The sequence below is a fragment of the Pseudomonas sp. YL2 genome (genome assembly GCF_023063025.1).
In the GTDB taxonomy this organism is placed as follows: domain Bacteria; phylum Pseudomonadota; class Gammaproteobacteria; order Pseudomonadales; family Pseudomonadaceae; genus Aquipseudomonas; species Aquipseudomonas putida_A.
The window spans coordinates 250,735-277,087 of sequence record NZ_JAJSLU010000006.1 but is presented as its reverse complement, the minus strand read 5'-3'; the positions used below and the strand labels follow the sequence as shown (position 1 = coordinate 277,087).

General features: G+C 62.7%; 13 protein-coding genes. 9 read left to right on the top strand and 4 right to left on the bottom strand.

The window, feature by feature from the left end; genetic code table 11:
- Positions 1–81: 81 nt before the first annotated feature.
- Positions 82–13,080: a non-ribosomal peptide synthetase gene (locus tag LVD08_RS12235; RefSeq protein ID WP_247268233.1), complete on the bottom strand. Its 12,999-nt coding sequence runs from the start codon at positions 13,078–13,080 to the stop codon at positions 82–84.
- Positions 13,081–13,450: 370 nt separating this feature from the next.
- Here LVD08_RS12235 and LVD08_RS12230 point away from each other — a divergent pair, with 370 nt between their 5' ends.
- Entirely contained in the window at positions 13,451–14,005 is a 555-nt protein-coding gene (locus tag LVD08_RS12230; RefSeq protein ID WP_027613402.1) for an RNA polymerase factor sigma-70, read from the top strand.
- A 134-nt stretch (positions 14,006–14,139) separates the two neighbouring features.
- Here LVD08_RS12230 and LVD08_RS12225 read toward each other — a convergent pair whose 3' ends face one another.
- The 3 genes from LVD08_RS12225 to LVD08_RS12215 form a co-directional block, all read right to left on the bottom strand.
- Complete coding sequence (locus LVD08_RS12225) at positions 14,140–15,153, bottom strand: GNAT family N-acetyltransferase (protein ID WP_247268232.1); 1,014 nt, start codon at positions 15,151–15,153, stop codon at positions 14,140–14,142.
- A 79-nt stretch (positions 15,154–15,232) separates the two neighbouring features.
- Positions 15,233–16,030, bottom strand: a complete 798-nt coding sequence (locus tag LVD08_RS12220) for a substrate-binding periplasmic protein (protein ID WP_027613404.1) — start codon at positions 16,028–16,030, stop codon at positions 15,233–15,235.
- A 92-nt stretch (positions 16,031–16,122) separates the two neighbouring features.
- Positions 16,123–16,746 carry a TetR/AcrR family transcriptional regulator gene (locus tag LVD08_RS12215; protein ID WP_247268231.1) on the bottom strand — a complete coding sequence of 208 codons (624 nt, stop codon included), beginning with the start codon at positions 16,744–16,746 and terminating at the stop codon, positions 16,123–16,125.
- A 183-nt stretch (positions 16,747–16,929) separates the two neighbouring features.
- On the opposite strand from LVD08_RS12215, the gene LVD08_RS12210 reads away from it, so the two are divergent.
- The 8 genes from LVD08_RS12210 (at position 16,930) to ppnP (ending at position 26,294) form a co-directional block, all read left to right on the top strand.
- Positions 16,930–18,720 (top strand): acyclic terpene utilization AtuA family protein, encoded by a 1,791-nt coding sequence (locus LVD08_RS12210; RefSeq protein WP_247268230.1) that lies wholly within the window; start codon positions 16,930–16,932, stop codon positions 18,718–18,720.
- Between the two features lie 12 nt (positions 18,721–18,732).
- Positions 18,733–19,602: an SDR family oxidoreductase gene (locus tag LVD08_RS12205; RefSeq protein ID WP_247268229.1), complete on the top strand. Its 870-nt coding sequence runs from the start codon at positions 18,733–18,735 to the stop codon at positions 19,600–19,602.
- A gap of 3 nt (positions 19,603–19,605) precedes the next feature.
- Positions 19,606–21,222 (top strand): acyl-CoA carboxylase subunit beta, encoded by a 1,617-nt coding sequence (atuC, locus tag LVD08_RS12200; RefSeq protein ID WP_247268228.1) that lies wholly within the window; start codon positions 19,606–19,608, stop codon positions 21,220–21,222.
- A gap of 30 nt (positions 21,223–21,252) precedes the next feature.
- Entirely contained in the window at positions 21,253–22,410 is a 1,158-nt protein-coding gene (gene atuD / locus LVD08_RS12195; protein WP_103368475.1) for a citronellyl-CoA dehydrogenase, read from the top strand.
- Positions 22,407–23,204, top strand: coding sequence for an enoyl-CoA hydratase/isomerase family protein (locus LVD08_RS12190; protein WP_247268227.1), 798 nt, complete (start codon positions 22,407–22,409; stop codon positions 23,202–23,204). Before atuD ends, LVD08_RS12190 begins: the two co-directional genes overlap by 4 nt.
- A 116-nt stretch (positions 23,205–23,320) precedes the next feature.
- Positions 23,321–25,282 carry an acetyl/propionyl/methylcrotonyl-CoA carboxylase subunit alpha gene (locus LVD08_RS12185; RefSeq protein WP_247268226.1) on the top strand — a complete coding sequence of 654 codons (1,962 nt, stop codon included), beginning with the start codon at positions 23,321–23,323 and terminating at the stop codon, positions 25,280–25,282.
- 70 nt (positions 25,283–25,352) lie between these two features.
- On the top strand, positions 25,353–25,895 hold the full coding sequence (locus LVD08_RS12180) for an exonuclease domain-containing protein (RefSeq protein WP_027613412.1): 543 nt from the start codon (positions 25,353–25,355) through the stop codon (positions 25,893–25,895).
- Positions 25,896–26,009: 114 nt separating this feature from the next.
- Positions 26,010–26,294: a pyrimidine/purine nucleoside phosphorylase gene (gene ppnP / locus LVD08_RS12175; RefSeq protein WP_003226701.1), complete on the top strand. Its 285-nt coding sequence runs from the start codon at positions 26,010–26,012 to the stop codon at positions 26,292–26,294.
- Positions 26,295–26,353 lie beyond the last annotated feature (59 nt).

Genomic DNA, 26,353 nt, shown 5'->3' with positions numbered 1-26,353 from the left:
GCTCCCACATTGGGTCTGCGTACACAGAACTAAATGTGGGAGCGGGCTTGCTCGCGAAGGGGCCGGTACAGACGCCGAAGATTACAAGCCCTCCAGCTCCGCCATCAGATCATTCAAGCGATCCACCTTGTCCTCGGTCATGTCACTGGCCGCCAGGCCTTCGATGTACTCGGCCAGTTCCTGCACCGTGCTGCACTCGAACATCGCTCGCAGCGGCACATCGCGTTGCAGGGTTTTCTGCACCCGCGAGGCGATCTGCGTGGCCAGCAACGAATGCCCGCCCAGCTCGAAGAAGTTGTCGCGCACGCCGACCTTGTCGACCTTGAGCACTTCGGCCCAGATGTCGGCCAGGGTCTGCTCCAGTTCGTTGCGCGGGGCCAGGTAATCCTCGCTCTGCAACTGGCCGATCTCCAGCGCCGGCAAGGCCTTGCGGTCGAGTTTGCCGTTGGCGTTGTGCGGCAGCTGATCGAGCCACAACCAGTGCAGCGGCACCATGTATTCCGGCAGTTCGCTGCGCAGGCGTTGCTTGATCCGCTCCAGACGTTCGCTCGGGTTGAGCGCCGAATCCGCCGCGACCAGATAGCCGACCAGGTGCTTGCCATTCACGCCTTCCTGCACGCCGACCGCCGCATCGCGGACTTCCGGTTGTTCGTGCAGACGCGCTTCGATTTCACCCAGTTCGATCCGGTAACCGCGAATCTTCACCTGATGGTCGACCCGGCCAACGTACTCCAGCACCCCGTCACTGCGCCGCCGCGCGAGGTCACCGGTGCGATACAGACGCTCGCCCGGCGCGCCGAACGGGTTGGGCACAAACACTGGCGCGGTGCGCAGCGGATCGCTGACGTAACCGCGACCGACGCCGGTCCCGGCCACGCACAACTCGCCCACCGCGCCCAGCGGCACCAGTTCCAGCGCGCCATCGACCAGGTACAGCAAGTTGTTGTCGGTCGGCGTACCGATCGGCAAATAGCTGCCGCGAGTCGAAGCCATGTCCACACGGAAGAACGCCACGTCATCGGAGCATTCCGCCGGGCCGTAAGCGTTGACCAGACCGATCTGCGGATAACGCAGCAGCCATTGGTGCGCGAGTTCCGGCGGCATCGCTTCACCGGTCGGCAGCATCCAGCGCAGACCATCGAGGCTCAGGCGATCAGAAGCGAGCATGCCCTGAATCAGCGACGGCACACTCTCCAACACAGTGATGCCCTGCGCCTGCACATGCACCAGCAGACCCTGCGGATCGTGAGCGATAGTGTTCGGCACGATGTCCACCCGCGCCCCGAACAGCGGCGCGGCGAGGAACTGCCAGACCGAAATATCGAAGCTTTGCGAAGCGGTCTGCGCGATCACGTCGGCGTCGGTCAGTTTGAGGTACGGCACCTTGCTCAACTGGTTGTTGAGCATGCCGCGCTGCTCGACCATCACGCCTTTCGGCAACCCGGTCGAACCTGAGGTGTAGATCACGTAGGCCAGGTTGTCCGGGCCACTGTAGATCCCCGGGTTCTGCAGCGATGTCGCCAGCGCCTGCACTTCTTCCCAGACCAACAGCCGTGGACGGTTGGCGCAGCTGAACTCATCGAGCAAAGTCTGCGCCTGTTCGCGGCAGGCCTCGCTGCACACCAGCACCGGCGTGCGGCTCAGCTCGATGATCCGCTGCAGACGCTGGCTCGGCAGGCCCGGATCCAGCGGCAGGTAACCGGCACCGGCCTTGAAGCTGCCGATGATCATCCCCAAAAGATCCAGATTACGTTCGGCGAGCAACGCTACCGGTTGATCCAACTGCACCCCGGCCGCGACCAGTGCATGGCCGAGGCGGTTGGCGTTCTGGTTCAGCGCGGCATAGCTCAGTTGCTGATCAAGGCACGTAGCGGCGATGCGCTGCGGATGCGCCGCGACCTGCGCTTCGAACAGCGCCACGTAGCTCTGCTCCAGCGGATAATCGTGCGCGCTCTGATTGCAGCCGTGCAGCAGGAAGTCCTGCTCATCAAAGCCCAGCAGCGGCAGGTCAGCCATGTCGCCATGGAAGCCATCGACCAATGCCAGCAGCAGGCGCTTGAACTCGGCGAGCATGCGCTCGATCGTCGATTCGTCGAAATAGCGCTGGTCGTACGACAGGTGCAGACCGAGGTCATCGCCCGGGTAGCACACCGCCGTCAGCGGGAAGTTGGTGTGGGTTCGACCGGAGTCAGAAGTCGCGTTGAGGCTCTGCGCACGGTCCAGCACCGAGACTTCCACCGGCGCGTTCTCGAACACGAACAGACTGTCGAACAGCGGCTGGCCTTTCGGCAATTCGCTCTGCTCCTGGATGTTCACCAGCGGCAGGTATTCGTACTCGCGCAGCTGCATGTTGCTGTCGAGCAACCCGCTCAACCACTGCCGCACGCTGCTGCGCTGATCGTCCTCAGGCATTTTCACCCGCAGCGCGATGCTGTTGATGAACAGGCCGACGGTGCGCTGCATCTCCGGCATTTCCACCGGACGCCCGGCCACGGTCACGCCGAACAGCACGTCGCGATCACCGCTCAGGCGGCGCAGTACCAAGGCCCATGCCGCTTGGGCGAAGGTGTTGATGGTCAGTTGATGAGCCTGGGCCAGCTCGCGCAGGCGGACGCCATCTTCAACATTGAGACGGGTATAGCGGTCGCCAACGATCATGCCGCCGCTTTCGCCGGCGTGTTCACGCAGGAACGGTCGGTCGCTCGGGATCGGCGTGGTGCGTTCGAACCCTTGCAGGTTCTGCTGCCACCACTGGCGCGCCTCGGCCAGGCTCTGGCGTTGCAGCCAGCCGATGTAGTCGCGGTAACGCGGCGGCACCGACAACTGTGCTTCGCGACCTTCACCGAGGGCGGTGTAGATCTCGAAGAAATCGTTCATCAGCAGCGAACGACACCAGGCATCAATCAGGATGTGGTGGTTGCTCATCATGAACCAGTAACGCGCCGCGCCGACCTTGATCAGGCGCAGGTGGAACGGTGCCTGATTGAGCAGATCGAACCCGGCCTCGCGCTCGCTTTTCAGCAGCGCTTGCAGCTTCGGTTCTTGCTCGTCCTCGGCGATGGCGCTCCAATCCAGATACTCGATCGGCGTGCGCCCCGGAGTGTGGATCACTTGCAGCATGTCTTCGCCGACGTTCCAGCAGAACGATGCACGCAGCGCTTCATGACGGGCGACCACCGCTTGCCAGGCCTGGGCGAAACGCTCGGGATCGAGCTCGCTGTTGATCCGGTAGCGATCCTGCATGTAGTACAGACCGGTGCCCGGTTCGAGCAAGGTGTGCAGCAGCATGCCTTCCTGCATCGGCGTCAGCGGGTAGACGTCTTCGATGTGCGCCGCTGGCACCGGCAGTGCATCGAGTTGCGCCTGGGTCAGTTTCGCCAGCGGGAAGTCCGAAGGCGTCAGTCCGCCAGCGTCGTCCTGCAAACAATGTGCGATCAGGCTTTGCAGCTCGCCGAGGTAGGCGTCGGCCAGATCGTTGATGGTTTGCGCCTCGTAGCGCTCGCCACTGAAAGTCCAGCGCAGCAGCAGTTCGCCGCCGTACACCTGACTGTCGATGCTCAACTCGTTGGGCAACGGCGCCTGCGGATCGTGGGCCGCACCGACCGGCTCGTCCAGCGGACGGAACAGCGCATCACTGGCGAAGCTCTGGTCGAACTGGCCGAGGTAGTTGAAGGTCACCGGAGCATTCGGCAACGCCGCCATGCTGCGCTGGCTGAGGTCATCGGCCAGATAACGCAGCACGCCATAACCGAGACCTTTGTGCGGTACCGCGCGCAGTTGCTCCTTGATCGCCTTGATCGAAGCGCCCTGCCCGGCGGCCTCTTCGATGTTGTGCGGGGTCAGGCGTAATGGATAGGCGCTGGTGAACCAGCCGACGGTGCGGGTCAGGTCGATCTCGTCGAACAGGGTTTCGCGGCCGTGGCCTTCCAGTTGAATCAGCGCCGACGGCTGACCGCTCCAGCGGCACAAGACGCGGGCCAGCGCGGTCAGCAGCAGATCGTTGACCTGTGTGCGGTAGGCCCGCGGCGCCTGTTGCAGCAGTTGTTGGGTACGCTCGGCATCCAGGCGCACGCTGACGGTTTGCGCGTGACGATTCTGTTGTCCACCCTGCGGGTTTTCGCACGGCAGATCGGCGTTCGATCCGGCCAGTTGGGTTTGCCACCAGTTCAGTTCTTCACGCAGTGATTCGCTGCCGGCGTAGGCCTGCAAACGTGCCGCCCAGTCCTTGAAGGCACTGGTTTTCGCCGGCAGTTTTACCGACTGTTCGGCTTCGAGCTGGCGGTACACGGTTTGCAGATCGTCGAGCAAAACGCGCCACGACACGCCGTCGACCACCAAGTGATGAATCGCAATGAACAGGCGTTGCTGCCCTTCGGGACCATCCACCAGCAAGGCGCGCAGCAGCGGGCCGTTTTGCAAATCGAGACTGCGCTGGGCATCGGCGAACAGCGCTGCGCACTGGTCCATCGCCGCCACCCGCACTTGCCACAACACCTCGGCGTCGGACACCGGTTGATGCGTTGCCTGCCATTGATCGTTGGCCTGAGTGAAGCGCAGACGCAGGGCGTCGTGCTGTTCGATCACTGCCAGCAGCGCCTGCTCCAGACGATGCGGTTCCAGCGCCACGCTCGGCTCCAGCAGCAGCGCCTGGTTCCAGTGCTGACGCTCAGGGATTTCAGTGTCGAAGAACCAGTGCTGGATCGGCGTCATTGCCGACTCACCGACCACGAATCCTTGCTCGGCAGTGACTTGCTCGCTGCGGCTGGCGACAGCGGCCAGGGTCTGCACCGTTTGATGCTGGAACAGATCCCGTGGACTGAAATGAATGCCCTGCTGCCGCGCACGGCTGACCACTTGAATCGACAGGATCGAGTCGCCGCCGAGTTCGAAGAAGTTATCGTTGAGCCCGACCTGCTCGACGTTGAGCACCTCGCACCAGATCTGCGCCAGGGTCTGCTCCAGCTCATTGCTCGGGGCGACGTAGTCCTGACGATTCAGCTCGGGATCCGGTGCCGGCAAGGCGCGGCGGTCGAGTTTGCCGTTGGCGGTCAGCGGCATGCTCGCCAACAGGATCAGGTGCGTCGGCACCATGTAGTCCGGCAGTTGTGCCTTGAGGTGCGACTTCAGTGCTTCACGCAGTTCGGCCTGTTGCGCTTCGCCCTGTTCGGCAACTTCGCTGACCAGGTAGCCCACCAGTTGCTTGCCGCTCGGCGCATCCAGCGCCAGCACCACCGCTTCGCGGATCGAGTGGTGATCGAGCAGACGGGTTTCGATCTCACCCAGCTCGATGCGGAAGCCACGGATTTTCACCTGATGGTCGATCCGGCCCAGGTATTCCACCCGACCATCGGCGCGCTGGCGCACCAGATCGCCGGTGCGGTACATGCGCCCGCCATCGGCGGCAAACGGGTCTGCCACGAAACGCTCGGCGCTGATGCCCGGACGGTCGTGATAGCCCTGCGCCAGACCGGCGCCGCCGACGAACAATTCACCGGTCGCGCCTTGCGGCACCAACGCCAGATCGGCGTCGAGAATGTACGCCACGCGGTCACCGATCACGCTGCCGATCGGCACGCTGCCGGCGCCCTCTTCAAGCACTTCCGGGGCGAGACTGGCGAGCGGCATGACCACGGTTTCAGTCGGGCCATAGGCGTTGAAGAACAGGCTCGGTTTGAACGCGGCGCGAATCCGTTGCAGGTGCTCGCCAGTCAGCGCTTCGCCGCCGGTGATGATCATCCGCACCGGCAGAGTTTCCTTCTGCGTGGCGAGGAACTGCGCCAGCTGGCTGCCGTAGCTCGGGGTGAAGCCGAGCACATTGATCCGGTGGGTGCGGATCAACCCGCAGATTTCTTCCGCATCCCACTGCCCTTGCGCTCGCAGCACCACGTGCGCGCCGCTGAGCAACGGCACCAGCAGACGCTCGGTGGCGGCGTCGAAGTTGATCGAATAGAAGTGCAGCTCGCAGTCGTCGGGGCGCATGCCGAAACGTTCGATCACGGCCTGGCAATGCATGGCGATTTCACCGTGGGACACCACCACGCCTTTCGGCTTGCCGGTCGAACCCGAGGTGTAGATCAGGTACGCCTGATGCTGCGGCAGGCTGATAAAGGGCAGCTCAGTGGCCGGGTAATCCGCCAGCGCCGCGCAGTCGTCTTCCAGGCACCAGCGCGCCACGTTCGACGGCAGAGCGCCAAGCGCTTTGAACATCGCGCGGTCGCTGAGCAGCAGACCGATGCGGCTGTCTTCGATCATGTAGTGCAGGCGATCGAGCGGGTATTCCGGGTCCAGCGGCACATAAGCGCCGCCGGCCTTGAGAATCGCCAGCAGGCCGACGACCATGTCCAGCGAACGTTCCAGCGCCAGACCGACCCGCACTTGCGGACCGACCCCACGCTCACGCAGGGCCCAGGCCAGACGATTGGCGCGAGCGTCGAGTTCGGCGTAGCTCAGGGTCTGGCCGGCGAAGGTCAGGGCCGGGGCATCTTTACGCGCCAGCGCCTGCTCGGCGAACAGGTGATGGATGCACTGGTCGAGACGACGTTCGCCCGGTTCAACGCCGAGGCTGTCGAGCAACCGCTGTTGTTCAGTCGGGTCGAGCAGCGGCAATTGGCTCAGACGCTGTTGCGGATCGGCGATCAACGCTTCCAGCAGGTTGCGCCAATGTTTGGCCATGCGCGCAATGGTCGGTTCATCGAACAGATCGGTGCTGTAGGTCAGGCAGCAACCGAGGCGATGGTCGAGGTCGGTGACTTCCAGGTTGAGGTCGAACTTGGTCGCCCGCGCATCGTTGGCCAGGTACTCGACGGTCATCCCGGCGAGCATGCGGCTCTGCTGGAATTCCCAGCGCTGCACGTTGCACATTACCTGGAACAGCGGGTTGTACGCCGCGCTGCGAGGTGGTTGCAGCGCTTCGACCAAATGATCGAACGGCAGGTCCTGATGCGACTGGCCTTCGATAACGGTGTGGCGCACTTGCTCGAACAATTCGCCCACCGACATCTGCCCGTCGAGCTGGCAACGCAGCACCTGAGTGTTGAGGAATGCGCCGATCAGCCCTTCGCTTTCCGGACGAATCCGGTTGGCCACCGGCGCGCCGATGCGCAGGTCGGTCTGGCCGCTGTAGCGGTAGAGCAAGGTGGCGAGCGCAGCGGTCATGGTCATAAACAGGGTCAGACCGTTTTGCGCATTGAATGCACGGACGCGCGCGGCGAGATCATCACTGAGATCAAAACGGAACAATTCACCCTGATGGCTTTGCACCGGCGGACGCGGACGGTCGCCGGGCAGTTCCAGCAACGGATGTTCGCGACCGAGTTGCGCGGTCCAGTAGTCGAGCTGGCGCTGACGTTCACCTGACTCCAGCCACTGCCGTTGCCAGACGCTGTAATCGAGGTACTGCACCGGCAACGCTTCAAGCGGCGAATCGCGCTCATCGACGAACGCTTCGTACAGCGCGCTGAGCTCGCGGGCAAAAATATCCATCGCCCAGCCTTCGGTGACGATGTGGTGCAATGTCAGCACGAAGTAATGCTCGTGCTCGGCGGTCTTCACCAGACAGGCGCGCAGCAGCGGGCCGCTTTCCAGGTCGAACGGCAGATGCGCTTCGTCATCGGCCAGTTGCTGGACGTTCTGTTCACGCTGGTCAGCCGGCAGTTTCGAGAAATCTTTCCAGCCCATGCGCACGCCGGTCTCGGCATGCACCTGCTGACGGGCCACGCCATCGACGCTCGGGAACGTGGTACGCAAGGTTTCGTGGCGCAGGATCAACGCCTGCAAGGCTGCCTCGAAATGCTCGACGTGCAACACGCCGCGCAGGCGCGCCATGCCGCCGACGTTGTAAGCCGGGCTGTCCGGCTCCATCTGCCAGAGGAACCACATGCGCTGTTGCGAGTACGACAACGGCACCGCTTGGCGGCGATCGACTTTGGCAATCGGCGGCTGTTGGTTGGTCTGGCCGTTGGCCTGGATCAGGCGGATCTGTTCGGCAAAATCGCCGAGTTCACTGTGCTCGAACAAGGCGCGCAACGGCAACTCGACGTCACAGGCCTGACGGCTACGCGAGATGATTTGTGTGGCCAGCAACGAGTGCCCGCCGAGGGCGAAGAAGTCGTCGCGCAGACCGATCCGTGGCAGACCCAACACTTCGCGCCAGATCCCGGCGATCTGTTGTTCCAGCTCTGTGACCGGTTCGACGTGTTCACGCACTTGCCACTGCGGCTCAGGCAAGGCGCGACGGTCGAGTTTGCCGCTTGGGCTCAGGGGCATTGCGTCCAGGCGCATCAGTTGCGCCGGGACCATGTATTCCGGCAGCTCGGAGGCCAGCGCGTTTTTCAGGCGGGCGATCTGTGCGTCCTGATCTTCGCTGGCGTCGGCGGCAGTGAAATAGCCGATCAGTTGCGCACCGGCTGCGGTTTCCCTTACCAACACCACGGCCTGGGCGACGCCGTTTTGAGCCAGCAGCCGCGCTTCGATTTCTTCCGGTTCAACGCGGAAACCACGCAGTTTGACCTGCTGATCGAGACGCCCGAGGTATTCGACCACGCCGTCCGAGGTCCAGCGTGCACGGTCACCGGTGCGGTACAAACGTGCGCCCTGCTCGCCCAACGGGTCGACCACAAAGCGCTCGGCCGTCAGCGCCGGGCGACCGAGGTAACCCCGGGCCAGACCGATGCCGCTGATGCACAGTTCACCCGGCACACCGGCCGGCACGGGATTGAGATCGGCGTCGAGCACGCGGCAGATCACATTGCCCAGCGGCCGGCCAATTGGCGAACGCTCGCCGTCGGCCGTGGTGCAGTGCCAGTGGGTGACGTTGATCGCGGTTTCGGTCGGGCCGTAACGGTTGTGCAGTTGCACCGCCGGCAGCTGCGCCAGCACGCGGTTGCGCAGTTCCGCCGGCAGCGCTTCACCGCCGGAGAATAACCGGCGCAGGCTGGTGCATTCGGCGCTCAGCGGTTCGTCGATGAACAGCGCGAGCAGCGGCGGCACAAAGTGCAGCGTGGTCACACCGTATTCCTGCACGAGTTGCGCGATGCGATGCGGATCACGGTGTTCGCCGGGGCCGGCGATCAGCAGACGCGCGCCAGTGATCAGCGGCCAGAAGCATTCCCACACCGATACGTCGAAACTGATCGGCGCCTTTTGCATCAGCACGTCGCTGTCATTCAGGCGATAGCTGTTCTGCATCCACTGCAGCCGTTCGGCCAACGCGGCATGGGTGTTGCCGACGCCTTTCGGTTGACCAGTGGAGCCGGAGGTGTAAATCACGTAGGCGAGATTGTCGCCGTGCAGGTGCAGACCCGGTGCCTGGCTCGGCCAGTTTTCCAGGTGCAACGCGTCCATGGCGATCACGCTGACGCCGTCACTGGCCGGCAAGCGATCGAGCAATGCGGTCTGGGTCAGTAGCAGTTCGACGCCGCTGTCGCTGAGCATGTAAGCCAAGCGCTCGGCCGGATAATCCGGATCCAGCGGCACATAAGCGCCACCGGCCTTGATAATCGCCAGCAGGCCGATCAGCAGTTGCGACGAACGCTCGGCGGCAATCGCCACGCACACATCCGGGCCGACACCTTTGTCGCGCAGATAATGCGCGAGACGGTTGGCCTGGGCGTGCAATTCGGCGAAGTCGAGGCTGCCACCGTCCCACACCAGTGCGGTGCGTTCCGGCGTCTGCCTAGCCTGTTCGTTGAGCAATTCCGGCAGCCATTGTTGCGCCGGGGTACACGGGGCGATGCTCCATGCCTGTTGCTGTTCGTGCTCGCATGGAGTGAGCAATGGCAGGTCGCCGATCGCCTGTTGCGGCTGCTCGCAGACAGCGCGCAGCAGGTTGCTGAAATGTTCGGCCAGACGCTCGATGGTCGCCGCGTCGAACAGTTCATCGGCGTAGTCGAAGGACAAGGTCAGGCGTCCGTTGCGATCTTCTTCGCTGTGCAGTTGCAGGTCGAACTTGGCTTCGCGGCTGTGCCACGGCAGTTCTTCGGCGAGCAGGCCCGGCAGGCGTTTGAGCGCACTCAAGTCGCGTTGCTGGTGGTTGAACATGACCTGGAACAGACCTTGTTCGCGAGCCTGCGGGAACGCTTCGAGCAGTTGTTCGAACGGCAGATCCTGATGGGCCTGCGCCCCCAGTGCAGCGTCGCGGGTCTGTGCCAGCAACTCGACAAACGACAGCCGCGAATCAACCTCGGCCCGCAGCACCTGGGTGTTGATGAAGAAGCCGATCAGCCCCTGGGTTTCCAGGCGCGGACGGTTGGCGTTGGGGATGCCGATGCGGATATCGCGCTGACCACTGTAGCGGTGCAGCAGGCTCTGGAACGCCGAGAGCAACAGCATGAACGGCGTCGATTGATGCGCCTGCGCAGTCTGCTTGATCGCATCACTGAGGCTGACGCCGAGGCGCACACTGTGACGCGCGGCGCTATGCAATTGCTTGGCCGAGCGCGGGTGGTCGGTGGCCAGTTCCAGCACCGGATGTTCGTCGCCCAGCTGGGTTTTCCAGTAGGCCAGTTGCCGCTCGCCCTCGCCTTGCGCCAGCCATTGGCGCTGCCAACTGCCGTAGTCGGCGTATTGGGTCGGCAGCGGCGCGAGTTCGGCGCGCAGGCCTTGAGAGGCGGCAGCGTACAGGCGCGAGAATTCGTCGATCAGCACGTTCAGCGACCAGCCGTCGGCGATGATGTGATGCAGGGTCACCAAAAGCTGATGATCTTCATCGTCGAGGCGTACGAGTGTCACCCACAGCAGTGGGCCTTTTTCCAGATCGAACTGGGTGCGCGCCTCGTCCTCGCGGATCTGTTGCGCGCGGGCTTCACGCTCGTGCGCCGGCAGGTCGCTGATGTCGATCAGTTGCAGGTTGAATTCAGGTGCGGCGTCGACTTGTTGCAGCGCCACACCGTCGCGTTCGAAGAAACGCGTGCGCAGCGATTCGTGGCGCTCGATCAGTTGCTGGAAGCTGGCGCGCAACGCCTCTTCGTCCAGCTCGCCACGCAGACGCAGGGCGCCGGGAATGTTGTAGGCGCTACTTTGCGGGTCGAGTTGCCAGGTGATCCACAGCCGGTTTTGCGCCAGCGATTGCGGCAGTGCTTCGCCGCGCGACAAGGTGTTGATTGCGCCTTGGGCGCTGCCGCCGTCCTGTTGCTGTTGCGCGACTACAGCGGCGAATGCGGACAGGGTCGGCGCTTCAAACAGCAGGCGCAGGTTCAGCTCCAGGCCCAGTTCTTCGCGGACCCGGGCGATCACTTGCGCGGCGGCAATCGAGTTGCCGCCGAGCAGGAAGAAGTGATCGTCGGCGTTGACCTGTTTGAGGTTGAGTTGCTCGGCCCAGATCTTGCCAATCAGCGCTTCCAGCTCGGAAGCTGCCAGGCTCGACCCGGTACTTTGCAGCTCGGCGGAGGGGAACACCGCGTAGCTGTCGAGGCTGCCGTCGGCCAGACGATTGCGGCATGCCGAGCGTTGCAGCTTGCCGCTGGAAGTCTTCGGCAGCGCACCGGGGTTGAGCAGCACCACCACGCTCGGTGCCTCTTGATAGGCCTCGGCCACCGCTTGGCGAATGGCTTTGATCAGCGCTTCGGGCGGCAGGATTTTCTGCACGCTGCGGCTGATTTCCGCCGCGATGCCAATGCCTTCTTCACCGCCCTGATTGACCGCGAATGCCGCGACGCGACCTTTGCGCACCACTTCCACTTCACGCTCGACGGTTTGCTCGATGTCCTGCGGATAGAGGTTGTGACCGCGCACGATCAGCATGTCTTTCAGGCGCCCGGTGATGAACAGTTCACCGTCGCGGATGAAGCCCAGATCGCCAGTGCGCAGCCAGGTGCGACCGGCGTGCTGGACAAAGGTCTTGGCGCTGGCCTCGGGGTTGCGCCAGTAGCCGTGGGCGATGCTCGGGCCGGCGGCCCAGACTTCGCCGACCGCATTGTCATTGAGTTCTTGCAGGCTGCCCGGCTCGACGATCAGCACCGCGTGCTCCGGCTGGCTGATGCCGCAACTCATGATCGGGCTGCCATTGCCCGGCTCGGCGCGGTTTTGCGCCAGTGCCTGATCATCGACGCGCAGCGCAGGAATGCCGGTGCCCCGTGGTGTGCCGGCGACGAACAGGGTCGCCTCGGCCAGACCATAGGAGGCCATGAAGCTGTCTTCGCTGAAGCCGCACGGGGTGAACTTCTCGGCGAAGCGCTCAAGGGTATCGAGACGGATCGGTTCGGAGCCGGAATAGGCCACGCGCCAGAGGCTCAGGTCGAGTCGCTCCAGCGCCGATTCGCTGACCCGCTCGCTGCACAGACGGTAGGCGAAATCCGGACCGCCGCTGATGGTGCCGCCGTATTGGCTGATCGCTTCAAGCCAGCGCAACGGGCGACCGAGGAAGTACGCGGGCGACATCAGGATGCACGGCACGCCGCTGAAAATCGGCTGCAACAATCCGCCGATCAGGCCCATGTCGTGGTACAGCGGCAGCCAGCTGACGATCACGTCGTCGGGGTTCACGTCGATGCCGAAACCGTCGCGAATCAGCAGCTCGTTGGCCACCAGATTGCCGTGGCTGACCTGCACGCCTTTGGGCAGCGCGGTAGAACCGGAGGTGTATTGCAGAAAGGCGATGTGGTCCTGCGGCAGGGTCGGCTCGATCCAGGCCTCGGCCAGGGCGTTGTCGAGGGTATCGACGCACAACAACGGCGGCGCGCCGTCGATTTGTTGCAAGGCATCGCGCAGGTCGGCACTGGTCAGCAGCAGGCGCGGTTCGGCGTCGGCAATGATCGACAGCAGGCGTTCCTGATGATGACGACGGGCGGACTCCGGCGGATAGGCCGGCACGGCGATCACCCCGGCGTACAGGCAACCGAAAAACGCCGCGACGTAATCTGCGCCACTTGGAAACAGCAGCACCGCGCGATCACCGAACTCAGCCTGGGCCTGCAGCGCGGCAGCAATGGTGCGCGCGCGTTGATCCAGTTCGCGGTAACTGAGCACCACGCCCTGCTCCTCGGTTTCGGCGAGAAAGCGCAGGGCCAGGCGATCCGGCGTCTGTGCCGCACGGCGCTGGAGGGCTTGGACCAGAGTGCTGGGGAGTTCGAACGCGTCGGTCATGAGGTTTCCTGCCTGAATTCGGCTTGCTAAGTGGAATCGGGTTGCTGCGTCACGCCGGTCGAGGGCGTGCAGGGCGCGGTCTGTGCCGATCGCGCAAGGCATCGGAATGCTGTCTGGCCGGGGCTCGGTACCCGGAGCCATTCACCAATGAGAACGGATGACGTCTTGAAATAATTAGTCGGCAGGCTGGATCGCCAACGGGGGCTGGGGTGTGGCGGTGTGTCGCAGTTCTCGATTCGCACCTTTACGGAGCATTAGTTCTCTTTCTCAATTGACAATCATTATCATTCAACATAATTTGTCGCTCGATGTGTAGGACGGCCCCGTCCCCCAGGCGTCCCACTAACCTATTGGCAGCAAGGTGATTTCCATGACGGAACAAGTATCCACAAGCAGGTGCGATTCACCGCTACTTCAGGCCTTCGTCGACAATCGACTGATTCTGGTGAAGATTGCAGCGCGCATTACCGGCTGCCGTTCACGCGCCGAAGATGTGGTGCAGGATGCGTTCTTCCGCTTGCAGTCGGCCCCGCCGATCACGTCGTCGATCAAGGCACAATTGAGTTATCTGTTCCAGATCGTGCGCAACCTCGCCATCGATCACTACCGCAAACAGGCGCTGGAACAGAAGTACTCAGGCCCGGAAGAGGAAGGGTTGAATGTGGTCATTCAGGGCGCTTCGCCAGAAACCTCGCATATCAACTTCTCGACGCTGGAACACATCGCCGACGCGCTGACCGAACTGCCCAGCCGCACCCGCTACGCCTTCGAGATGTACCGTCTGCACGGCGTGCCGCAAAAGGACATCGCCAAGGAACTCGGCGTCTCGCCAACCCTGGTCAATTTCATGATTCGCGATGCGCTGGTGCACTGCCGCAAGGTGTCGGGCAGTCGCGGGGATGCGGCTTCGATGGGTCGCCGCTAAGCCCTGAATTCGGCGTCAAGCCATTCGCGAGCAAGCCCGCTCCCACATTTGACCGGCGTACACAGGTCGATGTGGGAGCGGGCTTGCTCGCGAAGGCAGACTTGAGACCGCAATAGATCCCAGGCCTTGTCACCTCAGGCCAGCTTGCACCGATCAAAAAACCGCTCACGCCCCAGAATCATCAACGCCGCGCGCTTGTGCGGAAAGTCGAATTCCTTCTCGCAGTGGAAGCACTGATTCTGCATGTGGCCGATCATCTTCGCGTTGTCGGCACGCGGTTCGGCGACCACGCGCTGGGTACGCAGATCATCCAGAAACAGATAGTGCACCAGCGCCGACAACCAGCTCGCGACCTTGTGCGGGCCACGGTGACTCTCTTCCCCCACCAGCATGTGAATGCCACGGTCGTAAGCGTCGGCGTCGTAGAACGGCGCGATACGGTCTTCCTTGGCCCAGTAGGCCTCGAAATAGGCAAACGGTTGATCGTCGAAGCAGCCGATCAACGTCAGCGTGTGCGGATCGGCGTCTAGCTTGCTCAGGTATTCGCGATGCTGCTCAAGACTGCCCTCCTCCTGCCAGAAACTGGCGACACGCGGACTGTTCTGCCAGCGATTGAACCGCGCCAGATCCTGCTCGATCTCCACCGTGCGCAGGGAAATCCACGCCCCGAGGCGTGCATCGAAACGTCGATAGACTTCGCCGCGCGGCTTGACCGGACGCAGCGGATGGCGCTTGCCCTGGCTGATCACCATTTGTTGTGGGTAGCTGCCGCTCAGCGATGTACCGAGCCATGGCTGCGGCAATTGCCAGAAAAGGGTGCGCTCGCAACGGTATTCGCCGGCCACTTCGGTGCTGACCAGCAAGCCGCTGAGCAAGGCTTCGGTGGGCGGCTGGTCCAGTTGCCAGAGCAATTGCTGACGCTCCGGCTCACGGGCGAACAACCAGTAACAGGCAGCCCACAACGCCAGGCCGGGGGGCAGGGCAAAACGCTCATCGAGCTGAATCGGGCCGGTGCCGTCACGATTCAGACGCAAGCGAACCAGCGGTTGCCCGTCCAGGCTCAGGCTCAGACGGCTTTCAGTAGCATCGGCTACCAGTTCACTGCCCGAAGGCAAGGCCAGGGCAGTCAGGTCATTCAGATTGGACATGGGTCGGGCTCACGATAATCGTCGACAGTTCAACGATGGGACGTGAGCCGCACGGGAAAATTTAGCCGGCGGGGTCAAATCAGTGTTGCGGTACAGGTACCAGAGCGATCTTGTATGGCTCGAAAATCTTCAGCATCTGTCCGTTGTCCCGCAGTTCCTGTAACAATTTGCCAAACGCCTCACCGGTGATCGGCGCGGCCGGGCGCAAAATGGAATAGTGGTGATAAACCTGATCGATGCGCTGCGACACCAGCAACTTGTCAGCCACCTTTTCGTTGCGTTTCAGGTAGTCGAACAGGTAGGAGCGCGTGACCAAGGCAATGTCGGCGCGCCCGCGCAGCACCATCAACAGGTTGCTGTCATGGGAATAGGTCAACGTGGCCTTGAACGTATCCGCGAGAAATTTGGGGTCGGCGTTGAAATTGGCGAACTCGTAGTGATAACCGCTGTACAGCGCCAGCCGCTTGCCCTTGAGGTCCGAGAAGTAATCCTGCTGCCGACCCTCTTCGCGTTGCGCGACGAAAATCTCGGCATCTTCCAGACCCATATCGACCGTGGTGTGTGGAATGTCCTTCCAGCCCCACTCCGGGTTTTCGAAAATCGCCATGTCGGTGCGACCTTCCTTCAGGTCGCCGAAGCGCCGGGGAATCGAGGTCGGTACCAGGACAAACTGATACTCCGTCTGCAACGCATTCAGCGCTTCGACCAATTCCGGCAGCAGACCGGTGTCGGCACCGTTTTCCGGGCGGATGGTGTAAGGCGGAAAGTGCGCGGCGCCCACTCGAACCAGTTGCGCCGCCTGCGCAGGCAACCCTGAAAATGCCGTCAGCGCGACGAGTACCAGCCCCGTGGCCGTCCGAATTGGCGAAGACTTCAAAACACCCCACTCCCCGAAAAAATACCGATCAATGCATTCAAGCTAGGCGGTTTCGCCCAGTTAGCCAGTTTCCTGACCTGTTGGAACGTGGGTTAATGCTCTTCGAGCACCAGAATCAGCGCTTCATCGGCCAACTGATCGAGGCTCAGGCTGCCGCCGGCACGAAACCAGGTGGTGGTCCAGGACAGCGCGCCAGTGAGAAAACGTCGGGTAATGAATACATCGCCACGGATAAACCCCGCCTCCTTGGCTTCGCCCAGCACCTGCAACCAGAGGTCTTCATAGACATCGCGCAGGGCCAGCACCCGGGCCTGACCTTCTTCGGACAGCGAACGCCATTCATAGACCAGCACCGCCATGGCTTCGCCGCTGCCGCCCATGATCGACTGCAACTCGCAGCGGATCAGCGCCAGCACCCGCTCGCGCACGTTGCTGGCTTCGGCCAGCGCGGCGCGCATCAACGCGGTGTTGTAACGGATGGTTTCTTCCATCACCGCCCGGAGGATTTCATCCTTGCTCTTGAAGTGATGAAAAATGCTCCCGGACTGGATCCCCACCGCCCCGGCCAGATCGCGCACGGTGGTGCGTTCATAACCCTTGTTGCGGAACAGGTGAGCGGCCACTTGCAGCAGTTTGCCGCGGGCGCTGTCGGGGTCAGTCAACTGGCCCTGGTCGACCAGTTCGCGCATGACCCTCAGGGCTTTTTGCTCGTCCACCCGTTCTCTCCTACAGTCGATCAGTCTGTTGCCCCCTGAACACGCAGGGTTGCGCGCAATTTAAGCCGCGGGCCGCAACCAAGCAAGCGCTTGGGCAGAAGATATTTGAGTGGTTTACAAACCAAGCGCTTGCTTGGTAGCCTCCAGACACTTCTGTCGCAGGTTCCTGAGTCGGAGATAAAAATGCCCACCACCGTTCGGATCGGATGCGCCAGCGCATTCTGGGGTGACACCAGTACCGCCGCCGCACAACTTGTGGCCGGCGGACAGCTGGATTACCTGGTGTTCGATTACCTGGCCGAAATCACCCTGTCGATCATGTCCGGCGCGCGCATGAAGGACCCGCAGGCAGGGTTCGCCGGGGACTTCGTTGAGGTGCTCGCGCCGCTGCTGCCGCAACTGGCTGAACAGAAAATCCGCGTCATCAGCAATGCCGGCGGGATCAATCCAAAAGCCTGTGCCGCCGCCCTACAAGCCGCCTGCGACAAGGCCGGGGTCAAGCTGAAAATCGCCGTGCTGCTCGGCGATGACCTGCAACCGCAATTCAAGCAACTCGCCGCCCAAGGCATCCACGAAATGTTCAACGGCGCGCCGCTGCCGCCGATGTGCGTATCGACCAACGCCTACCTCGGCGCACCGGGCATCGTCGAAGCCCTGCGCCTGGGCGCCGACATCGTCATCACCGGGCGCGTGGTCGACAGCGCGGTGGTCAGTGCGGCGCTGGTGCATGAATTCGGCTGGGCGTGGCACGACTACGACAAACTGGCCCAGGCCGCGCTGGCCGGGCACATCATCGAATGCGGCGCGCAATGCACCGGGGGCAACTTCACCGACTGGCGCGACGTGCCGGACTACGAACACATCGGTTTTCCCATCGTTGAAGTCAGTGCCGACGGCCAGTTCATCGTGAGTAAACCCGAAGGCTCCGGCGGATTGGTGACGCCGCTGACCGTTGGCGAGCAGATGCTCTATGAAATCGGTGATCCGCAGGCCTATCTGTTGCCGGATGTAGTCTGCGATTTCACTCAAGTGAAACTGCAGCAACAGGGCAAAAACGCCGTGCACGTCCACGGAGCCAAAGGCCTGCCGCCCAGCGATAAATACAAGGTCAGCGCAACTTACCCGGACGGTTTCCGCTGCACCGCCAGTTGCCTGATCGCCGGCATCGATGCGGTGGACAAGGCGCGGCGCGTCAGTCAGGCAATCATCGACAAGACTGCAGAAATGTTCAGCCAGCGCGGCTGGCCACCCTACAGCGAAGTCAACATTGAACTGCTCGGCAGCGAAGCCACATACGGCCCTCACGGCCAGCGTCGTGACAGCCGCGAGGTGGTGATCAAACTTGCGGTGCGCCATCCACTGAAACCGGCGCTGATCCTGTTCTCCCGGGAAATCGCCCAGGCTGCCACCGGCATGGCACCGGGACTGACCGGCATCGTCGGCGGACGGCCGACGGTATACCCGCTGATCCGTCTGTTCTCGTTCCTGATCGATAAAACCGCCTGCACCCTGCACATCGACATGGCCGGTGAACAGCATCCCTGCGCCCTCCCCGCGCAAATGCCGCTCGACAGCCATGACCTGCCAACCCCCGACCAGCCACCCAAACCCCAAGGCCGCGCCGACGCCAGTGTGCCGTTGGTGAAACTGGCGGTGGCGCGCTCCGGTGACAAGGGCAACCACAGCAACATCGGTGTCCTGCCGCGTCGACCGGAATACCTGCCATGGATCGCCGAAGCGCTGACGCCAGCGGTGATCGTCGACTGGATGCGCCATGTGCTCGACCCGATTCACGGCCGGGTAGAACGCTGGTACCTGCCCGGCACCCACAGCCTGAACTTCCTGCTGGAAAACGCCCTCGGTGGCGGTGGCGTGGCGAGTCTGCGCATCGATCCCCAGGGCAAGGCCTTCGCTCAGCAACTGCTGGAAATCCAGATCCCGGTGCCGCAGAGCATCGCCGAACAACTCGACTAGAGGTTGGGCTTCATGGCTTACGCATCGATTTTCAAAGCCGATCTGTTCAGCGGCCAGACCATCATCGTCACCGGTGGCGGCAGTGGCATCGGCCGTTGCACCGCGCATGAACTGGCGGCGCTCGGCGCCACTGTGCTGCTGGTCGGGCGCAAACCGGAGAAGCTGCAAAAGGTCGCCGCCGAAATCAGCGAAGACGGCGGCCGCGCCCATTGGCAGGCCTGCGACATCCGTGACGAAGACGCGGTGAAGCAACTGATCGCCGGGCTGATCGCCGAACACGGGCCGATCCACGGTCTGGTCAACAATGCCGGCGGCCAGTACCCGTCGCCACTGGCCTCGATCAATCAGAAAGGTTTCGAAACCGTACTGCGCACCAATCTGGTCGGCGGCTTCCTGATGGCCCGGGAAGTGTTCAACCAATCGATGAGCAAGCACGGCGGCAATATCGTCAACATGCTTGCCGACATGTGGGGCGGCATGCCCGGCATGGGCCACTCGGGCGCGGCACGTTCGGGGATGGACAACTTCACCAAAACCGCCGCGTTCGAGTGGGGGTACGCCGGGGTGCGGGTCAATGCGGTGGCGCCGGGCTGGATCGCGTCCAGCGGCATGGACACTTATGAAGGCGCGTTCAAAGCGGTGATCCCTACCCTGCGCGAACACGTGCCACTCAAACGCATCGGTACCGAATCGGAGGTCAGTGCAGCGATCGTTTTCCTGCTCAGTCCGGCGGCGGCGTTCATCAGCGGCAGCACCTTGAAAATCGATGGCGCGGCCAGTCTCGGCAGCCGCGCATGGCCGTTGCACAAGGCAAGCCACAGCGAGTCGTTCAACGGTTTCCATCGGGCGTACCTGCCCGACGTGCTCAAGGACAAGGAGTAAGCCATGCCGCAGATCCAGTCCGAACTCGATCCGCACAGTGAAGCTTTCGCGCGCAACTGCGCGGCGATGCTCACGGCCATCGAGCACGTCAAGCAACTGGAACAGAACCTGCTGAACAAGGCTGCCGAAGCCAAGGGCAAATTCGACAAGCGCGGGCAACTGCTGCCCCGCGAACGCCTGAACCTGCTGCTCGACCCCGGTGCGCCGTTCCTCGAACTGGCGAGTCTGGCCGGCTACAAGCTGCACGACGACAAGGACGGCAGCGCTGCCGGTGGCGGCCTGATCGCCGGCATCGGTTACGTGTCCGGCATCCGGGCGATGGTGGTGGCCAACAACAGCGCGATCAAGGGTGGCACGATCTCCCCCACCGGCCTGAAAAAATCCCTGCGGCTGCAACAGATCGCCCTGGAAAACAAACTGCCGGTGATCACTCTGGCAGAGAGCGGCGGCGCCAACCTCAATTATGCGGCGGAGATATTCGTCGAAGGCGCACGCAGTTTTGCCAATCAGGCGCGGATGTCGGCCATGGGTTTGCCGCAAATTACCGTGGTGCACGGCTCGGCGACGGCCGGTGGCGCCTATCAACCGGGGCTGTCGGATTACGTGGTGGTGGTACGCGGCAAGGCCAAGCTGTTTCTTGCCGGGCCGCCACTGCTCAAAGCCGCGACGGGCGAGGTCGCCACCGATGAAGAGCTGGGCGGCGCCGAGATGCACGCGCAGGTCGCCGGCACCGCCGAGTACTTGGCCGAGAACGATGCCGACGGCGTGCGCCTGGTCCGCGAGATCTTGCGCATGCTGCCGTGGAACGAGCAACTGCCGTGGCTGCCGGAGCCGCAATACAAGGCGCCGCTGTACCCGATCGACGAGCTGCTCGGGCTGATTCCCGACGACCCGAAGAAGCCCTACGACGTGCGCGAAATCGTTGCGCGGATTGCCGATGAATCGGAGTTTCTCGAATTCAAGGGCGAGTTCGATCAGCAAACCATTTGCGGCCAGTTGAAAATCCACGGTCGCGCCTGCGGCTTGATCGGCAACAACGGCCCGATCACCCCCGCCGGCGCGAGCAAGGCCGCGCAGTTCATTCAACTGTGCGATCAGAGCCAGACGCCGCTGCTGTTTTTCCACAACACCACCGGTTTCATGGTCGGCACCGAGTCCGAGCAGCAAGGCGTGATCAAACACGGCTCGAAACTGATTCAAGCGGTGGCCAATGCGCGAGTGCCTAAACTGACGATTGTCGTCGGTGGCTCCTACGGTGCCGGCAACTATGCGATGTGCGGACGCGGTCTCGATCCACGTTTCATCTTCGCCTGGCCCAACAGCCGCACCGCGGTGATGGGCGGCGCGCAGGCCGGCAAGGTGCTGCGCATCGTCACCGAGGCCAAACAGCTCAAGGAAGGCCTGGTGCCGGATCCGAAAATGCTCGACATGCTCGAACAGGTCACCGCGCAGAAACTCGACAGCCAATCCACCGCGCTCTACGGCAGCGCCAACCTGTGGGACGACGGCCTGATCGACCCACGCGATACACGCACCCTGCTCGGTTACCTGCTGGATATCTGCCACGAAGCCGACATCCGCACGCTGCAACCCAACAGCTTCGGCGTCAGCCGCTTCTGACTGCCACGGATCCCAAGGAGAACAATAAAAATGATCTTCACCCCGGAACACGAAGCACTGCGCCGTACCGTCCGCCAGTTCGTCGAGCACGAGATCAACCCGCACGTCGATGAATGGGAAAAGGCCGGACGCTTTCCAATCCACGAGATTTTCCGCAAGGCCGGCGACCTCGGACTGCTGGGGATTTCCAAGCCGGAAAAATTCGGCGGCATGGGCCTCGACTACAGCTATTCGATTGTCGCCGCCGAAGAGTTCGGCACTATCCACTGCGGCGGCATTCCGATGTCGATCGGCGTGCAGACCGACATGTGCACCCCGGCGCTGGCCCGCTTCGGCTCCGATGAATTGCGCGACGAATTCCTCCGTCCGGCGATCACCGGCGAGCAGGTCGGTTGTATCGGCGTCTCGGAAGTCGGTGCCGGCTCCGACGTCGCCGGACTCAAGACCAGCGCGCGCAAGGACGGCGACGACTACGTGATCAACGGCAGCAAGATGTGGATCACCAATTCACCGAGTGCCGACTTCATCTGCCTGCTGGCCAATACCTCGGACGACAAGCCGCACATCAACAAGTCGCTGATCATGGTGCCGATGAACACCCCGGGGATCAGCCTCAGCTCGCACCTGGACAAGCTCGGCATGCGCAGCTCGGAAACCGCCCAGGTGTTTTTCGATAACGTGCGTGTGCCGCAGCGCAACCGCATCGGCCACGAAGGCGCCGGGTTCATGATGCAGATGCTGCAGTTCCAGGAAGAACGCCTGTTCGGCGCGGCGAACATGATCAAGGGTCTGGAATATTGCGTCGACAGCACCATCGAGTACTGCAAGGAGCGCAAGACCTTCGGCAACGCGCTGATCGACAATCAGGTGATCCACTTCCGCTTCGCCGAACTGCAGACCGAAATCGAATGCCTGCGAGCGCTGGTCTATCAGGCCACCGAGCAATATGTGAAAGGTCAGGACGTCACGCGTCTGGCGTCGATGGCCAAGCTCAAGGCCGGCCGTCTCGGTCGTGAAGTCAGCGACAGCTGCCTGCAATATTGGGGCGGCATGGGCTTCATGTGGGACAACCCGGTGGCCCGCGCCTATCGCGACGTGCGGCTGGTTTCGATCGGCGGCGGCGCCGACGAAATCATGCTGGGGATCATCTGCAAACTGATGGGCATCCTGCCGGGGAAAAAGAAATGAGCCCCCTGCCCGACTGTCAGACTCTGCTGCTGGAACTGCACGGCGGCGTGCTGCACATCACCCTCAATCGCCCGGACAGCCGCAATGCGATGAGCCTGCAAATGGTCGCCGAACTGCGCGCGGTATTGGCGGCGGTGCGCGATGACCGCGGGGTTCGCGCTCTGGTCCTCAGCGGTGCCGGTGGGCATTTCTGTGCGGGGGGCGACATCAAGGACATGGCCAATGCCCGTGCCCAAGGGGCCGACGCTTACCGCGTGTTGAACCGCGCCTTTGGAGCTCTGCTGCAAGAAGCTCAGGATGCACCACAAGTGCTGATCACCGTTTTACAGGGCGCAGTGCTCGGTGGTGGTTTCGGGCTGGCATGTGTCAGCGATATCGCGATGGCCGATCATCAGGCGCAGTTCGGTCTGCCGGAAACCAGCCTCGGTTTGCTGCCAGCGCAGATCGCTCCGTTCGTGGTGCAGCGCATCGGCCTGACCGAGACCCGCCGACTGGCACTGACCGCTGCGCGTTTCGATGGTCATCAGGCGCGGCGGTTGGGGCTGGTGCATTTCGTCGAGCAGGATCCGCAGGCACTGGCAGAACGCCTCGACGAAGTGCTCGACCATGTTTTGTGCTGCGCGCCCGAAGCGAATGCGACGACCAAAAAGCTGCTGCTCGCCAGTGCCGGGCAGCCTTCGAGTGAATTGCTGGATGAAGCGGCGCGGTGGTTCAGCGAAGCGGTGACCGGGGCCGAAGGGATCGAGGGCACCATGGCTTTCGTGCAAAAGCGCAAACCGCGATGGGCCCCTTAAAAGCTTCGCGAGCAGGCTCGCTCCCACAGTTTTTGTGAACGATGCAAATTCCTTGTGGGAGCGGGCTTGCTCGCGAAGAGACCAGCACCAACACCGCAAATTCCGAGGGAACAGCCATGCCCGTCATCCACAAAATCCTGATCGCCAACCGCGGTGAAATCGCCTGCCGCATCCAGCGCACCGCCCAGGCCCTCGGCTATCGCACCGTCGCCGTATTCAGCGATGCCGACGCCGATGCCCTGCACGTGCAGATGGCCGATCAAGCGGTGAACATCGGCGCCGCACCGGTGCAGCAGTCCTATCTGAACATCCCGGCGATCCTCGACGCCGCCCGCCGCAGCGGTGCCGACGCGATCCATCCCGGCTATGGCTTCCTCTCGGAAAATGCCGAATTCGCCCGTGCCTGCGCAGAGGCCGGCCTGACCTTCATCGGCCCCAGCGCCGAGGCCATCGAGCTGATGGGCAGCAAGCGCCTGTCGAAAATCGCCATGCTCGACGCTGGTGTTCCCTGTATCGCCGGCTATCAAGGCGCCGCGCAGGATGACGCCACGTTGCTGCGCGAAGCCGGGCGCATCGGCTATCCACTGATGATCAAGGCCAGCGCTGGCGGCGGTGGACGCGGCATGCGTCTGGTGCACAGCAGCGAGGAATTGCCGGCGCAATTGCGCACCGCCCGCTCCGAGGCGCTGAACGGTTTCGGCAGTGATGAACTGATCCTCGAACAGGCGCTGATCGAACCACGGCACGTCGAGGTGCAACTGTTCGGCGATCATCACGGCAACCTGATCTACCTCGGCGAGCGCGATTGCTCGGTGCAGCGCCGCCATCAGAAAGTCGTCGAGGAAGCACCCTGCCCGGTGATGACACGCGAGTTGCGCCAGGCCATGGGCGAAGCGGCATTGAAAGCTGGCCGAGCGGTGAATTACGTCGGTGCCGGCACCGTCGAGTTTCTGCTCGATGCCCGTGGGCAGTTCTACTTTCTGGAAATGAACACCCGTCTGCAGGTCGAGCATCCGGTGACCGAGTTGATCACCGGGCAGGATCTGGTCGCCTGGCAACTGGCCGTCGCCGAGGGGCAGCCGCTGCCGTTGACTCAGGATCAGGTCGCGCTGAACGGTCACGCCATGGAAGTGCGTCTGTATGCCGAAGATCCGACGCAGAATTTCCTGCCGCAGACCGGTCGTGTACAGGCCTGGGAACCGGCGTTGGGCCCGGGAGCGCGGATCGATCATGGCTTGCTCGAAGGTCAGTCGATCAGCCCGTTTTATGATCCGATGCTCGGCAAACTGATCGCCCACGGCGCCACCCGCGAAGAGGCACGGCGCAAGCTGCTGCGCGCGGTGCAGGACAGCGTGCTGCTCGGCGTTCAGAACAACCAGCGTTTGCTGGTCAGCCTGCTGCAGCATCCGCAGTTCATCAGCGGCGAGTTCAGTACCGCGTTCATTGCTCAGCATTTCACTGACCACCCATGCCTGCACACTTACGCCCCCACCGCCGAGGAGCTGGCCATCGCCGCCGTGCTGTTTTATCAGGCTGTCGCGCAGGCGCATCGTGCGCCGCTCAAGGGCTGGCGCAACAATGTCGGCGCGCCGCTCAATTACCGCCTCGGGCTTGAACAGCAGGACTGGACCGTGCAACTGCTTGCGGACGGCGCTGGCCGCTTCACCGTGAACGTGATGCAGCGCGCACTGGTACTGACCGTCATCAATTGCGACGAGCGCGCGGTGACACTGGAAGTCGACGGCCTGCGCCAGCGTCACGCCTACCGGATCGATGACGAAGAACTCTGGCTGTTCACCCACCCCGGCAACCTGCGCCTGGAGGATCGAACTCATGCGCTGATCAGCAGTCAGAGCAGCGTCAGCTCCGGCACACTGAAAGCGCCGATGGACGGTGCCATCGTCGACGTGCTGGTCAGCGAAGGCAGCCCGGTCAGCAAGGGTCAGTTGCTGGTGGTGCTGGAGGCAATGAAAATGGAGCATCCGCTCAAGGCCGGCATCGACGGCGTGCTCAAGCGGGTGCAGGTCAAGGTCGGCGATCAGGTAAAAAATCGTCAGGTTCTGTTGCAGGTCGAGTGAGTCGCCAGGCGCAAACGCAAGGTTTGACTACGCTCTGATCTATCAGGACGCGTAAATCAGGAAACCTGCGATGCCCCATTGGCTGGTCATTGATCTGGAAGCCACCACAGATGAAGGTGGCTGGCCGGTTACGGAAATGGAAATCATCGAAATCGGCGCGACGCTGGTCGACCGTGCCGGTCGCGAGCAGGATCACTTTCAGCGGTTCGTCAAACCGACCCGGCGGCCGTTGCTGACGCCGTTCTGCCGTGAGCTCACGCACATCACCCAGGCCAACATCGACGCCGCGCAGCCGTTGAACGAGGTCTGGCCGGCCTTCGAACGCTGGCTCGGGCAACACCAGACGCGCCTCGAAGGCTGGGCCAGTTGGGGCGATTACGACCGCAAGCAGTTGCTCCAGGAATGGCAGCGCCTGCAACTCGACAGCCTGCTGAGCCGGGTGCCGCACATGAACCTCAAGCAGCGCTTCGCCAAGGCCCGGCGCCTGGAACGACCGCTGGGCTTGAACGGTGCGCTGCAACTGGCCGGCATGCAGTTCAGCGGTCAACAGCACCGAGCCCTGGAAGATGCGCGCAATACCGCGCGGTTGCTGCCGTTGGTCTTGCCACTCTGAAGTCAGGGCGAGAACTCGCCGGACACGCCCCGGGCAGGTGACGGCGCCGGGAGCCTTGTGCATACTGGCCAGCCTTTTTTAACCCTTTTTTGCCCTTTTCGAGAGGAATCGCCCATGTTCAAAGTCAACGAGTACTTCGACGGCACCGTCAAGTCGATCGCTTTTGGCACCGCTGAAGGTCCGGCGACCATCGGTGTCATGGCCCCGGGCGAATACGAATTCGGCACCGCTCAGCGCGAGATCATGCACGTGGTCTCTGGTGCGCTGACCGTCAAACTGCCGGACAGCAGCGACTGGGAAACCTTCGCCGCCGGCAGCCAGTTCAACGTTCCGGCCAACAGCAAGTTCCAGCTGAAAGTCGCCGTTGATACCGCTTACCTGTGCGAATACCGCGGCTAAGCCCACGGTTTTTCCCGGTGCAAAAAAATGCCCGTGTCCATGGACACGGGCATTTTTAT

What these genes read in the sequence shown, in the direction of transcription:
- LVD08_RS12190 (WP_247268227.1), top strand. Translation starts at nt 22,407, where the DNA reads ATGAGCCCCCTGCCCGACTGTCAGACTCTGCTGCTGGAACTGCACGGC.
- LVD08_RS12185 (WP_247268226.1), top strand. Translation starts at nt 23,321, where the DNA reads ATGCCCGTCATCCACAAAATCCTGATCGCCAACCGCGGTGAAATCGCC.
- atuC (WP_247268228.1), top strand. Translation starts at nt 19,606, where the DNA reads ATGCCGCAGATCCAGTCCGAACTCGATCCGCACAGTGAAGCTTTCGCG.
- LVD08_RS12180 (WP_027613412.1), top strand. Translation starts at nt 25,353, where the DNA reads ATGCCCCATTGGCTGGTCATTGATCTGGAAGCCACCACAGATGAAGGT.
- LVD08_RS12230 (WP_027613402.1), top strand. Translation starts at nt 13,451, where the DNA reads ATGACGGAACAAGTATCCACAAGCAGGTGCGATTCACCGCTACTTCAG.
- ppnP (WP_003226701.1), top strand. Translation starts at nt 26,010, where the DNA reads ATGTTCAAAGTCAACGAGTACTTCGACGGCACCGTCAAGTCGATCGCT.
- atuD (WP_103368475.1), top strand. Translation starts at nt 21,253, where the DNA reads ATGATCTTCACCCCGGAACACGAAGCACTGCGCCGTACCGTCCGCCAG.
- LVD08_RS12225 (WP_247268232.1), bottom strand. Translation starts at nt 15,153, where the DNA reads ATGTCCAATCTGAATGACCTGACTGCCCTGGCCTTGCCTTCGGGCAGT.
- LVD08_RS12210 (WP_247268230.1), top strand. Translation starts at nt 16,930, where the DNA reads ATGCCCACCACCGTTCGGATCGGATGCGCCAGCGCATTCTGGGGTGAC.
- LVD08_RS12205 (WP_247268229.1), top strand. Translation starts at nt 18,733, where the DNA reads ATGGCTTACGCATCGATTTTCAAAGCCGATCTGTTCAGCGGCCAGACC.
- LVD08_RS12235 (WP_247268233.1), bottom strand. Translation starts at nt 13,080, where the DNA reads ATGACCGACGCGTTCGAACTCCCCAGCACTCTGGTCCAAGCCCTCCAG.